At 39.4% G+C, this 11,657-nt stretch carries 17 protein-coding genes; 2 read left to right on the forward strand and 15 right to left on the reverse strand.

Annotation, left to right across the window (positions count from 1 at the left end):
* Nucleotides 1-274: 274 nt before the first annotated feature.
* The 7 genes from KGY70_10445 to KGY70_10475 all read right to left on the reverse strand — a co-directional run bounded on the left by KGY70_10445 (nucleotide 275) and on the right by KGY70_10475 (nucleotide 4,789).
* A complete protein-coding gene (locus KGY70_10445) occupies nucleotides 275-1,018 on the reverse strand; it encodes an ABC transporter ATP-binding protein (protein MBS3775598.1) in 744 nt (247 codons plus the stop codon).
* Nucleotides 1,019-1,022: 4 nt separating this feature from the next.
* The gene (gene cbiQ / locus KGY70_10450) at nucleotides 1,023-1,799 is read right to left on the reverse strand and encodes a cobalt ECF transporter T component CbiQ (GenBank protein MBS3775599.1); all 777 of its coding nucleotides are present in this window, start codon (nucleotides 1,797-1,799) and stop codon (nucleotides 1,023-1,025) included.
* 11 nt (nucleotides 1,800-1,810) lie between these two features.
* Nucleotides 1,811-2,332 (reverse strand): hypothetical protein, encoded by a 522-nt coding sequence (locus KGY70_10455; protein ID MBS3775600.1) that lies wholly within the window; start codon nucleotides 2,330-2,332, stop codon nucleotides 1,811-1,813.
* A 283-nt stretch (nucleotides 2,333-2,615) separates the two neighbouring features.
* Nucleotides 2,616-3,191, reverse strand: coding sequence for a cobalt transporter CbiM (locus tag KGY70_10460; protein ID MBS3775601.1), 576 nt, complete (start codon nucleotides 3,189-3,191; stop codon nucleotides 2,616-2,618).
* Nucleotides 3,192-3,275: 84 nt separating this feature from the next.
* A complete protein-coding gene (locus KGY70_10465) occupies nucleotides 3,276-3,695 on the reverse strand; it encodes a DUF2837 family protein (GenBank protein MBS3775602.1) in 420 nt (139 codons plus the stop codon).
* A gap of 113 nt (nucleotides 3,696-3,808) precedes the next feature.
* On the reverse strand, nucleotides 3,809-4,150 hold the full coding sequence (locus KGY70_10470) for a hypothetical protein (protein MBS3775603.1): 342 nt from the start codon (nucleotides 4,148-4,150) through the stop codon (nucleotides 3,809-3,811).
* A gap of 306 nt (nucleotides 4,151-4,456) precedes the next feature.
* The gene (locus tag KGY70_10475) at nucleotides 4,457-4,789 is read right to left on the reverse strand and encodes a hypothetical protein (GenBank protein MBS3775604.1); all 333 of its coding nucleotides are present in this window, start codon (nucleotides 4,787-4,789) and stop codon (nucleotides 4,457-4,459) included.
* Here KGY70_10475 and KGY70_10480 point away from each other — a divergent pair.
* A complete protein-coding gene (locus KGY70_10480; protein MBS3775605.1) occupies nucleotides 4,779-4,988 on the forward strand; it encodes a hypothetical protein in 210 nt (69 codons plus the stop codon). The genes KGY70_10475 and KGY70_10480 overlap by 11 nt on opposite strands.
* Nucleotides 4,989-5,398: 410 nt before the next feature.
* Nucleotides 5,399-6,445: a DUF92 domain-containing protein gene (locus tag KGY70_10485; protein ID MBS3775606.1), complete on the forward strand. Its 1,047-nt coding sequence runs from the start codon at nucleotides 5,399-5,401 to the stop codon at nucleotides 6,443-6,445.
* Nucleotides 6,446-6,468: 23 nt separating this feature from the next.
* Here the strand turns inward: KGY70_10485 and KGY70_10490 are convergent, their stop codons facing one another.
* The 8 genes from KGY70_10490 to KGY70_10525 all read right to left on the reverse strand — a co-directional run bounded on the left by KGY70_10490 (nucleotide 6,469) and on the right by KGY70_10525 (nucleotide 11,419).
* Nucleotides 6,469-7,398 carry a prenyltransferase gene (locus KGY70_10490; protein ID MBS3775607.1) on the reverse strand — a complete coding sequence of 310 codons (930 nt, stop codon included), beginning with the start codon at nucleotides 7,396-7,398 and terminating at the stop codon, nucleotides 6,469-6,471.
* Between the two features lie 315 nt (nucleotides 7,399-7,713).
* Entirely contained in the window at nucleotides 7,714-8,745 is a 1,032-nt protein-coding gene (locus KGY70_10495; protein ID MBS3775608.1) for a hypothetical protein, read from the reverse strand.
* Nucleotides 8,746-9,062: 317 nt separating this feature from the next.
* Nucleotides 9,063-9,431, reverse strand: a complete 369-nt coding sequence (locus KGY70_10500; GenBank protein MBS3775609.1) for a hypothetical protein — start codon at nucleotides 9,429-9,431, stop codon at nucleotides 9,063-9,065.
* 11 nt (nucleotides 9,432-9,442) lie between these two features.
* Nucleotides 9,443-9,646 carry a type II toxin-antitoxin system HigB family toxin gene (locus KGY70_10505; protein ID MBS3775610.1) on the reverse strand — a complete coding sequence of 68 codons (204 nt, stop codon included), beginning with the start codon at nucleotides 9,644-9,646 and terminating at the stop codon, nucleotides 9,443-9,445.
* Between the two features lie 25 nt (nucleotides 9,647-9,671).
* The gene (locus KGY70_10510) at nucleotides 9,672-9,953 is read right to left on the reverse strand and encodes a helix-turn-helix transcriptional regulator (GenBank protein MBS3775611.1); all 282 of its coding nucleotides are present in this window, start codon (nucleotides 9,951-9,953) and stop codon (nucleotides 9,672-9,674) included.
* Nucleotides 9,950-10,153 (reverse strand): type II toxin-antitoxin system RelE/ParE family toxin, encoded by a 204-nt coding sequence (locus KGY70_10515; protein MBS3775612.1) that lies wholly within the window; start codon nucleotides 10,151-10,153, stop codon nucleotides 9,950-9,952. Before KGY70_10515 ends, KGY70_10510 begins: the two co-directional genes overlap by 4 nt.
* Nucleotides 10,154-10,788: 635 nt before the next feature.
* Nucleotides 10,789-11,127 carry a DUF86 domain-containing protein gene (locus KGY70_10520; protein ID MBS3775613.1) on the reverse strand — a complete coding sequence of 113 codons (339 nt, stop codon included), beginning with the start codon at nucleotides 11,125-11,127 and terminating at the stop codon, nucleotides 10,789-10,791.
* Complete coding sequence (locus KGY70_10525; GenBank protein MBS3775614.1) at nucleotides 11,120-11,419, reverse strand: nucleotidyltransferase domain-containing protein; 300 nt, start codon at nucleotides 11,417-11,419, stop codon at nucleotides 11,120-11,122. Before KGY70_10525 ends, KGY70_10520 begins: the two co-directional genes overlap by 8 nt.
* Between the last annotated feature and the right edge of the window lie 238 nt (nucleotides 11,420-11,657).

Raw genomic sequence — 11,657 nt, forward strand, 5'->3', positions numbered from 1 at the left:
GCAAACCCGAATTCTTGTTTTATTGCGATTTTACCATTTTCAAGTCCGAAAATGGTTTTGTTGTCTGTTAAATTGAGGTTTTTTTCATACTCCTCTTTTAGTCCAAATTCAATATTTTGAAGGACATCGAGGTGTTCATCATTCTCAAATCCCATTTTTTACTGTTTTAGTGTTTTCTATGCATCTTCTTTATTACATCAACCTATAATATTAATGACATGTATAAAAGTACAATTTATTTCGAAGCCTGCCAAAAAAATTTCTGCTCCTCTGGCTATTCCAGGTATTTTTTATACACCCTCCTGTAAAAATCCATATCCACCCCTCCTTCCCGCATCAGGCTTTCATCTTTCAATATCTCCTCCTTTTTCCCACTGGCCCTGATTTCCCCCCTGACCATAACGGCAAGCCGATCGCAGCATGAAATCAGCGGAAGCAGTGACTGCGATACAATGACCAGGGTTGCATCGAGCTTCCCGATTATATCCAGAAGTTGAACCACCATCACAGAATCCAGGCTTGCGAAAGGCTCATCGAAAGCTATCACCTCGGGACTGGTTGCCAAAACCGTTGCCAGGGCAACGCGCTTTCTTTCACCAAGAGAAAGATGATGGGAGTCAGCATTTTCAAATCCTTCAAGGTTCATAGCCTTAAGGGCCTGCTTTACCCTATCGCCTGCCTCCTGACGGTTGTAGCCAAAATTCAGTGGACCAAATGCGACATCCTCTGCTACCGTAGGGTTGAACAACTGGTCGTCCGGATTTTGAAATACAAGTCCCATCTTTTTCCGGATAACAGGCAACGATTTTTTTTCAACTTTTGTGTCGCCTATCTTTATCATGCCTTCACCTGCAATGATTCCGTTAAGATGAAGCAGAAGGGTTGATTTTCCGGCGCCGGAAGGCCCAATGATGCCTAACTTTTCTCCCCGGGCGACTTCAAGCGATATATCCTTAAGTACCGGATTGCCGGTAGTATATGAAAAGCTAAGGTGCTCTATTTTTATTCCGCTCGGCATATTATTAGTTTAAAAAGTGGTCAATCAGGGGTTGGTTTATCATCCGAAACACAAAAAGCAGCAAAACGAAAAATCCGATCCTCAGAACATCCCCGGTGCGTAGCTTTGGCTTGTTCATATCAGGGAACTCTCCGGAAAATCCCCTGGAAAGCATCGAATTATAGACTGTCTGAGAACGATCCAGGCTTCTGATGAAGATCATTGCAGCCTGGTTGCCATAAACCCGGAAACGGTTTATCCTTATTTTTCCGGGTGTCCTGCTGTCTCTTGCCCTGGTAGTTCTCAGCAGCTCATCATGAAGTATGAACACATACCTGTACATAAGTGCGGATATGACTCCAAGCAAACGTGGCATGCCAAGCATTCTTAGTCCTGCCAGAAGGCGGTGAAACCGGCCGGTTGAGGTAAGTAATATCAGCAGCAAAAGGGCAAAAAAGGCCTTCAGGAAAATGGTCAGTCCGGTCCTGACCCCTTCTGTTAAAAGTTGTCCCGTCTCCAGCGCATCTGTCCCTGTTAATGAAAGCGGATAGGATACTGCCGCAATGATAATGAATGGTGACACTACAAGGCACCGTTTAAGTATGTACCCCGGTGGTATTTTGCTTATTGCCGCCACCCAAAAAATGATGACTCCGTAAAATGCAAAGGGCAAAAGGTTTCCGTGCGGCTCGGACACAATAATCACTATCGCGGAAAAAGCCGCAATTAGCCTGGCCCTTGAATCAATCCTGTGGACAGGGGAATCCAGATCGCTGTATTTGTCTATAAATGAATGCTTCAATCACCAATGCTTTATTCAGTTTTTTCGGCAGACTGTTTCGCCCGCACACCGTAGTATATTCCGGTTATACCAAAAATAAGAGCCAGCCCGAATATAATTTTGTAAAATAACGGTATGCCGGCAGGAGAAACTGTTTCTTCTTCCATAACTGGGGCAGCAGCGGTCTCGTCCCCTTCATCTTCCGGGGATTCTTCCTCCGCGGTAATCCCTTTTATAAAATTTTCATCAATGCTGATGTTTGCCTTGTGCCTGTGACCTTGTTCGTCATCAATCTCAAAAACCCAGTCACCGGCAACGGAAGGAACAAAGGCAAAAAAGCCCCGTTTGTCGGTCCGCCCCCTCTGGTAAGGCTGATCTTCACCGGGAGCATAAATATTAACGCTGGCACTTGCCAACGGCGATGTCTGTGAAAAAAATGCATTCACTGATACTACAGGAGCATGTTTTTTAATCTCGAATTGAATTGAATGTGCGGAAGCAAGCGGCCCTAGCACAAACAATGCAACAATTATCATTAGTGTTGATCTTACCATAATTTTATATATTGGTTAAACCTATTTTTAATTGTATTCGTACGCGCCTTTCTGCTATACCTGAATAACCGAAACCGGTTAATTAGAGTCTGTCTATAATATCCGCTGGCTGCGTAACGCTCGTTTTCATGCCAGTCGATTACATCTGGTAGAGACGTACGGCCGTACGTCTCTACATTTGGCATTCAAAACTCACAAGCCTTGCCAGCGAACATTCTAGACGAGACTCTTTCAAATCTCTTTGACTTTATAGACAACACTAATTAAACCAGTGATAAATCTGTTAATCCATAATTTCCGGTCTGACCCTTCTGAAAAAACCGGCTGCTGACAGGGTGATTACCCCTTCAAAAATTGCGACCAGCAAATATACACCCATAAGATAGATTATCCTGCTACCATAACCCGAAAGTCGGAATTCTGCCACCATAAGAAGCATAGGTACAACTATGCCAAGCATACCTGTTAAAAAAGCTCTGATACTTTCATTGAGCGCCTTGATTCGCCATACAAGCCAGGCTAAAAAGGCTCCCGCTCCCATATTTAAAGAATTTACCCCTAATGTAATTAAACCGCCATGTTGAATGATCAGGCTTTGAAAAAGAAGTGCGGCAAAAATTGCCGGGAAAGCCCGCCTCCCGAGGATTATTGCGGCAACCCCGAACAAACCAAGATGCACTGATGTTCCAGCTATCGGAAAATGAATCAGGGATGCCACAAAAAGTGCAGCAGCGGTCATACCCATCTTGGGTACATCCTCTTGCGGTGTTTTTCGTCCCGCGATCCATACCAGCCCGATTGCAGCTACATTAGCAGCAATACAGATGTTGGTGTCAATTATGCCGTCTGAGATATGCATAAAATGTCTGTTAAGCCTCAAAGGTAGGCAATTAATAATTCATTACAAGGAATTCAGTGCCTCTATTTTTCTAACCTGCATTATTCAAAAACGAATCCCGCTGGTAAGCGGGAAAGTTTTTGAATGCGGGATGGTTTGAGGGATGGATGCAGGCTCGCCTTCGCGAAGCTTCTGCGGAGCAAGGTTACCCCGCATTAGAAAAACCGGCTTTTTGCGAAATTTATTGAAGCAAAAAGCCAGGTTTTTCAATAGCGTCAGAATTATTCTTGAATAATTCGGGCTAAATCCTGTTTCACTGAATTTACCCTCAACAACATCATCGGTCAATCCTGAGAGGTAAGGATCAATAAATACAAACAATAAAATCGTTGCAAATCCATTTGCAATCGCTGAAAGTGTGGCTGAAGTCGTTCTTAATTCAGGCTCCAATAGTCCAGCATATAACGAAGACAAAACACCTACAGTAAAAATACCTACTGCAATGACATTATAAATAAAAATCAAAGATATTATTACCGTCTGCCTGGGATGAATAAAAAGGCTATTGCCCTTCCTTCGCTGAAACAGGATACCAAATTACTGGTATTACTGAACTGTTCTCACTCCTCCTCTAAACCTCAGAGCCGGGTCACGATTCCTTCGCGGTTAAAGCGGGGTGCCAGCCTGGAGATTAGAATGTAGTCGAGTATAAAGACTATAAGGGCGGCAAGCAGTACATAGAGAGGGTTAAATATTACCAGGCCCGTTACCTGCAAAACGATCAGAAGGACGAGAGGTATGACGATAAAGGCGGACATTTGCTGGGCTTCCATGTAGGATTTCGCCTTCATCGAAACCATGAGGGTAACCGAAAGGCCGAGGAGACTGAGAGCCGGTGCAAGGAGGATAATCCCGGGAATCCATACGAGGCTTTGAACGAGCATGATCCCGTCGAAGTAGAGGGAAATTCCGTTTACCACCAGAAAGTAGAAAATAAAACCTACAACCGTCAGTATATATCCCGGTATAAAAGAGCCGAAGAGTTTTGCAGAATTGGTTTACCCTCGAAGCGCTTACAAAAAATAGAAGATTTTTGAAAGCGCCAGGGCCTTTAGCAATTTTAATTAACTTATTTAAATTGCAAAACTCAGAAATTTTTTTTAATTCAGTGTATCGCTTTACCTTGCCTGTAACGTTTGGCGAGTACCCGAAGCTGGCGACCAACGGGAGCCGGGCACTCGCTGTAAGTTGCTTTGTTGGTTTGGCGTCTCTTGTATATTCACTTCTTATATGTCCTTAATTACATTATTTAGTATTTCTGCAATTTCAATGACCTTATCAATATCCACTATTCCGATATTGTCATTTTTTGTATGAGTAATGTCTTGACTTTCGGCACTTTCTGTAAACCATTCCGAGGAAACGGCAATTGCAGGTACACCATATTGCAAAAAGATACTATGATCACCCTGTGGCCATGGCACTCCTTCTTTAACATCCGGATATTCATTAATACTAATTAGCGTCTGTCTATAAACTCTAAATATGCTCTGTCCAATGAACAGAGTGTTGCGATAGGTTAATAAGAAAGGCCTGAAGGATAATGTCGTGATAGCCATTATCGATCACACTGAAGAGATCAAGACAGATGAAAATGATACGCCTTACCTGGCACATCTCAAGCAACATACGGGAATGGAGTCATTCATGCTCTCATCGGATTGTGCTATTATCCGAATAACTGCACAAACGCATCATCTCATATATGGGGTTGACACCAGAGGATGGATTACAACAGCCAAACTGAATTTCATTTAATTATGTTTTCTTATATTTTAATTGTTTAATTTTATCCTTTTGAAACTTTTGAATCCATTAAATCGAATGCGGGGATTTACACGGAGCTTGAAGTTGGCAGTTGACTGGAAAGAAAAACAGGTGAAAAGATTACTATGATACTTCAGAAGGCACTAATTATCAGGAAAATTATTCATATTTCATTAGGTCTGATTATATTGATACTTAGTTTTGTTCTGGAAAGGAATGTTTTATTGTACCTGATTATCGCCGGTACAATATTCTCTTTTTTGACTTTCAATTATAAAAAATTTCATCTTTTACATAAGACTGAAAACAAGAGTCTGGGCACCCTTTATTACCCCGTTGGTATATTATCATCTTATTTGATTTTGTATCATCTTCCCGTATATTATTTTCAGTCATCTCTTATGCTGCTTTCCTTGTCAGATACATTGGCTAATTTTGCCGGTCAGATAGAGAAGAGCAATGTTTGGTTTCGGGCGTTCCATGATAGAAAAAGCATCTACGGAATTATTGTGTACATCCTGTCTGCCATTTTGATTCTATATCTTTTCTTACCCGATTTTTTGAGTTTAAATATCCCATATATCCTTTTTGCTTTGATATGGGCAGTGATTCTTGAAACAGCATCCATGCGAGGCTCTGATAATTTCAGTATTCCGGCAGGGCTTGCCTTGTTTTTCTTTCTGACTTATCATTATGAGCTTAATTATCTTTATTTGTCCATAATTCTTATTGCTTTGGCTCCAGCGGGCCTTTTCTTATTTCAATTCAATATTCTGACACGCCGGGGAAGCTTTGCTGCCTATTTACTGGGGTTTTATTTAGCAGGTATTGCAGGTTGGCCATGGTTGATATCTGTTTTGCTCTTCTTTTTGAGCTCTGCAGCTTTGACGAAATTACAGCATGCAATACAAGGCGTTAAAAATAAATCCATGGCGCGCAATACCTGGCAGGTTATTGCCAATATAATATGGGCAGTGACCAGCTCTGTCCTGTTTTTATTGACGCATGATGAAATATTTATACTTTTATTTATCGCTTTCGTAGCTGCAGTAACGGCTGATACCTGGGCCAGTGAAATTGGACCGCTGCTTAGTAAAAAATGCTTTTCCCTGTCGACAATGAGAACCGCACCGGCTGGTACAAATGGCGGCATCTCTTTACTTGGCAGTGTGGCCGCCTTGAGTGGTGCAACTGTTATCTCTTCCATAGCCTACTACCTCTTTTTTGGCTCCTGGCAATGGGATATTATAGCAATCCTCAGCGCCTCTGCGTTTTTAGCCTCCTTTGTGGATTCCCTGCTTGGCGCGTTTGTTGAAGTTAAACTGCTTCGCTTAAATTATTTTAAGAAAAGAAAAACATCAGAATCCATTACTCCCAATGATTTGGTAAATATGGCCGGTTCTTTTTCAGCTTTTGTTTTTTACCTATTACTATCATGGGTTTTTTAAAAGGCATCAATCAGGTTCAGCGCTTACATATATATATATATTACGAAGCCAATGATAAGCAACAGGGAAAAGGCCAGATGTATAAGCACGGTGAGTTTGGCTCCCTTTTTTAAGAGGTCAGGATTGTCATGATTTTTGTAAATAATACCTGCAGCTTTTGGAAAAAGAAAAATGTAAGGGATAAGTGCAAAAAGAAAAGGCCATGAATGACCGGGGAAGAAGATGAACAATACAATCACATTTGCTATTATTGCTGATTGAACAAGAAGATATATTACCGATGTAAATCTGGTACCCCTGCGTGATGCTACACCGTGTTTACCTCCTGCACGATCTGCTTCCAGATCAATCATCTGACCTGCCAGTAAAATTGATGAAGTGCTCAGCCCTGTAGCAGGCATCAATAGCCAAACTAAAGGATGCAATCCAATATTTTGACTAACTGTGGCTATCCATATAGCCATCGGCCCAAAAGCAAACCAGACAGATATTTCGCCCCAACCCCTGTATGACAGCTTAACTGGTGGTGCCGTATAGTATTTACTGAAAAAAGCTGATAGCAAATAGAGGCCCCACAGATATGGCCATAGTGTTTTATCTATGAGCGGCATAAGCGCTATTGTTCCAACAAAAGCAACGATCAAACCGCTGCGGGCCAGAAAAAACATCCGGCCCATCAGTTCAGGGTTATCAAGTAAAACACCCGAACCTCCGCTGGATTCATTGCGGTGCACATTCACCTTATCTGTTCCCTGTATTGTATCAAAAATATCGTTATACACATTGGTAGCCACATGCAAAACAATACCGATAATCAACACAATGAGAAAATTGAGTACCTCCAGTTTGCCGTTCAGATGAACAGCCAGTAGTGTTCCCAATATTATGGGAGCAATGATGGAGCTCAAAAAATGTATCCTGATCATTTTACCAATTCCCGGGTTCTCTTTCATAAGCTGGTTCCTTTTTAAATGATTTCGTATGTAGCCTGAAATTACAAAACATTTGATTCTATTGTATTGTTCTCAGTTATTCAGATTTTTTTTCTTCTGATATGGCACTGGTATCATTTCTCCCTGCATGTAGCAGTCCGGTACTGAAAATTCGCTTGCGGGGAATCTGCAATACCTGGTCTGATAGTCGAGGTATATTCTCTATCATATCTTTTAATGTCTTTTACTTCCAAAATCTTACCGATAACGGATTGAATACAGTGCATTGGGCATTTCAAAGCACCCCTCCTAACCAAACGCTATATGTGTGATTGGTCATTTTATCAACTCTTGTAATTTATGGTAATCTCCTACCATATCCAAACCAGCAATATTTGTGCTGTCCATAAAAATCATGTTTCCCTTTTTATCCATCATTGTAATCTTTAATATCGCGTCAATACTTTCAGAAATTCTACGATCCATTGCACCTTTAACCGGGGCTTTAAGTATACTTGTATTGGTTGACATTGCATTGATTATAAAGGTGTTATTTTTATTCTCGATATTTATCTTTAATTGATTGGAATCCGCAATTTCCAGTTGCAGTTTTGTTGGGCGATAGGTAGCAAAGTGATGTATTTGATTATTGTGATAGAAAAAACCTAAAAATCCGGTAAATGATTTTTTTATCCATGGTGTATTAGCAATTGAGAGCATAAAGGAACTATTTGTATTGTTGATATGATTGCTTTGAATCCAAATCCATGCCGAAGGCATGCTCGACCCCCAATCCTTTTCAATGTATCCTCTACCGCCTTTAAAATCGTGAACCTCATCATTGATAATAATTTTCCCATTTAAACTATGGGTCAGACTTACTACTCCATGATAGCACTCCATAAAAGGTACGAAGCGATAAAACCCCATTATTCCGATATTTAACAATCCGCCGGATTTATACTCAACCTGATTGAACATTGATATTTTACCGGAAATAATTGAATGATCGTCCTTTAGATCAAGGATAATACTATCTTTTGAGAAATAACTATCTGCTATTTTTAGGGCAAATTCTTTTTTTGAGAATGAAAATTCTTCAATGGGATATGAGTAGTAACTGGTTTGAGCGGTAATCCCATTTATTATTTGAATAAAGGCATGTTTTTCCCTGCCATCACTGGAAAGTGATATTCCCGGAATTACACTAATTACAGATGATCCATCATTGGCAACCATTTTAAAATACCAACCTTCAAAGTAATTTTTTTTCTTTTTATTTCCTTGAAAGATAGCTGTGTTGCCTAATTTTTTTAAATCATAAAATGGGATGAATTTGTGATCGGTGTAATGTATTTCTTTTTTCATCTCTTGTGCCTGGATAGGAATAATGGTAAAGTATAAAATCACTCCAAATAAAAATACGGTATTTGAGTGGTTATTCTCTTCATCGTTGCGTCTTTTACCTATTTTCTTTGTTCAAATCAGTCCTTCATCTATTTAACCAGCAATTGCCAGATTCCAGTGTTCTGAATAATTAAGCCTCACGCACAGGCATATATGGTACAGCGGTTTTGGACCACCATTCTTATTCATGGAACAAAACATTTGTTGAACCTCAGATATATTTAATCTTCTGTCTCACCCGCTGTTGTATATATGCGATGTTACCAACCGTACATTGTTCAGTCCGTCAGTTGATAATCATGAATTAGTATATCTGCTGATAAGTTTAATTTTTTGGTGAGTTTTCTGATCATGCCAATGGTTAACCTGCGTTCACGATTCAATATTTCAGATACCCGGCTTTTACCTCCAATTTCAGGTATCAGGTCAACTTGTCTTAAGTTTAACTTTTCCATCCGAATTTTAATGGCTTCAATAGGATCTGGAGTTTCTATAGGATAATTTTGCTTTTCATATTCATCTACCAATATAGCCAATACATCTGCTTCATCGCTTTCCTGTGAATCAATGGGAGCATCAAATATTTCTTCAAGTCTCTTTAAAGCTTCCTGATAGTCTTTTTCTGTTTTTATTGGTTTAATATTCATTCCTTTATTTTTTAAATCGTGTTTGCATCAATGTTGTCATATTCATTATGGGTACCAATAAATCTGACAAATGCCCATTGTTTTTCAAAGTTGAATTTGACAACCAGTCTACATGAATTTCCTTTAATGTTAAAAACGATGCGTCCATTTTTCAATATACTTGCATTTGGGTATGTCATTTTAACATCATGTGGATTTCTCCAATTTGAGCTCATTGCAGTGTTGTGCTTTCGTGCTTTTTTACCTAGGCGTTAATTGAATCGATAAATTCAAAGCATTCGCTACTAGCAATAGATTTGAAATTCTCACATCTTCGCCATTTTCAATCCGAGAAATATAAGGGCGCTTCTTTCCTATAGCTTCAGCCAATCTCTCTTGGCTCATATGTAATTCTTTCCGTCTATTTCTTATAATCTCACCGAAATAATAGGAATATGCTTCATCTCGGAATTTCTCTCTGCTTTCTGAACCTTTTTCACCGTAGCGTTCTGCCAATAAGTCCTTTGCTTTCATTGCTTTCATAATTCCTTACTTTTTAAATATTCCTCTAAAATTTTCTCTGCTTCCTTGATTGCTTTAACATAATCTTTGTTCGACTTTTTTATAAATCCATTCAAGCAAACAGCCTTTGTAGATTCAGAAAAATTCAAATGGTCAATCGCAAAAATCAATACTCGATATTCGTTGCCTGCTTTAATTCGCAGTTCTGTAAAACCTTGAATTCTTTAGTTTCTTCACGAAATTAGTATGAACAACTTTCACTTCTCCAATTATCTCAATCAATTTAAAGAATTTATCAGAGACTCTTTTTCCTTGAGCATCGACGAAATCTAAGCATTTTTCTGTAATGTCAACTTCTCTCATTTTACAAATGTAATGAATTCGTTACGACAAATCAAAAATTTCAAGAATAATTTTTGTTAGCACGAACTTTTTTGGGCATGAAGCAACCGGGTAGGTCAGGAGGAGCAAAACTCCTCCCTTCCCCCCTAAGAACCGTATCCCGATAAAATAATCGGGACAGGCTGTGATAGTTTCTCCGGCAGCTGCCGGACTCAAGTACTTTTAAGGCTTCCACAGCCTGTCCCGCATACGAAGTATCGGGAGTACTGCTGAGGGGACAGCAGGTTTACCCCGTTTGATGTTATCCTACGGGGTGAATCAAAAAACATAGTCCTTAGTAAAACAATCATCTATGCGACCTCGTGTCGCAACAACGGAAAGCTGTATAAACTTGGGGATGGACTACTCCTGGATCCTATTCCCCGGTTAGAAATATTGCTATATTGATGTTTTTTAGCATAACTAGCTGCAAACCAATTGTTTATACAGCATATTAAATGTTATGAGCTGCCCATTATTCGCTAAAGAGGGAATGTACTTCTTCTTTTAGTTTGGGCAAATGATTGATTACAATACTCCAAATTAAATCATCGGATACTTTATCATATCCATGGATAATTCTATTTCGCGTACCAATGATTTTTTCGGCATTTTCAAGCTGGAAGTCATTGTCCTTCCTGCGAATTCTATAGACGGCTTCACCTATTATTTCCAGATTTCGCTCGACTGCTCTTTTTGTTTTAATGTCTCTTAAATACTCCTCAAATTTTCGGGGTTTGTCTTCATAATAACTTTCAATCTCATTTATGGATTGTAAGATATCATAAAGCCATGTTTTTATATCATTATCCATAAATTTGCTTTTTTGAGGAGTTAATTGATTGACGAAGGTAGGGATTTTTAATGGCTTTTTCCTCAAGGAGATCAATCTGTCTGTTCAAAAGATCTTCCAAAGATTTCTTTAGATCAAAATAATTATCAGCATAATTATAGATGTCTACATCAGAAAAATCCACAAGGAAGTCAATATCACTTGATTGGTTGTATCGATCAGTCAAGACAGACCCAAAGACAAAGAGCTTAGAAACTCTGTGTTTGCTACACAACGCCTTGATTCTTTCTATGTTTCTATCAATTATGCTCATATTTCAAATATACAAACTTTATAATATAAACGAAAAACAGGGGGGTTTTGTATGGGTTGCCCATAACGATGTTGTAGGTAGTGCTACTTCTGGAATTTCTTGGGGTTTACATGGACAACCTTTCCGTTTTCTGATACTACTATATCAAAATTTCGGTCAATCTTATTCTTTATTAACCGTTGGTAATATAGCTCCAATCCCTTTATCAGCTTTTCCCTTTTTTCAAGATTATTTGTTG

Source organism: Bacteroidales bacterium (genome assembly GCA_018334875.1).
Lineage (GTDB): Bacteria > Bacteroidota > Bacteroidia > Bacteroidales > UBA12077 > JAGXLC01.

Excerpts from the sequence above, each read along its gene's own strand:
- KGY70_10495 (MBS3775608.1), bottom strand. The coding sequence starts at position 8,745 with ATGAAAAAAGAAATACATTACACCGATCACAAATTCATCCCATTTTAT.
- KGY70_10485 (MBS3775606.1), top strand. The coding sequence starts at position 5,399 with ATGCTGCTTTCCTTGTCAGATACATTGGCTAATTTTGCCGGTCAGATA.
- KGY70_10500 (MBS3775609.1), bottom strand. The coding sequence starts at position 9,431 with ATGAATATTAAACCAATAAAAACAGAAAAAGACTATCAGGAAGCTTTA.
- KGY70_10460 (MBS3775601.1), bottom strand. The coding sequence starts at position 3,191 with ATGCATATCTCAGACGGCATAATTGACACCAACATCTGTATTGCTGCT.
- KGY70_10510 (MBS3775611.1), bottom strand. The coding sequence starts at position 9,953 with ATGAAAGCAATGAAAGCAAAGGACTTATTGGCAGAACGCTACGGTGAA.
- KGY70_10525 (MBS3775614.1), bottom strand. The coding sequence starts at position 11,419 with ATGAGCATAATTGATAGAAACATAGAAAGAATCAAGGCGTTGTGTAGC.
- KGY70_10475 (MBS3775604.1), bottom strand. The coding sequence starts at position 4,789 with ATGGCTATCACGACATTATCCTTCAGGCCTTTCTTATTAACCTATCGC.
- KGY70_10455 (MBS3775600.1), bottom strand. The coding sequence starts at position 2,332 with ATGGTAAGATCAACACTAATGATAATTGTTGCATTGTTTGTGCTAGGG.
- KGY70_10445 (MBS3775598.1), bottom strand. The coding sequence starts at position 1,018 with ATGCCGAGCGGAATAAAAATAGAGCACCTTAGCTTTTCATATACTACC.
- KGY70_10490 (MBS3775607.1), bottom strand. The coding sequence starts at position 7,398 with ATGAAAGAGAACCCGGGAATTGGTAAAATGATCAGGATACATTTTTTG.
- KGY70_10505 (MBS3775610.1), bottom strand. The coding sequence starts at position 9,646 with ATGAGCTCAAATTGGAGAAATCCACATGATGTTAAAATGACATACCCA.
- KGY70_10520 (MBS3775613.1), bottom strand. The coding sequence starts at position 11,127 with ATGGATAATGATATAAAAACATGGCTTTATGATATCTTACAATCCATA.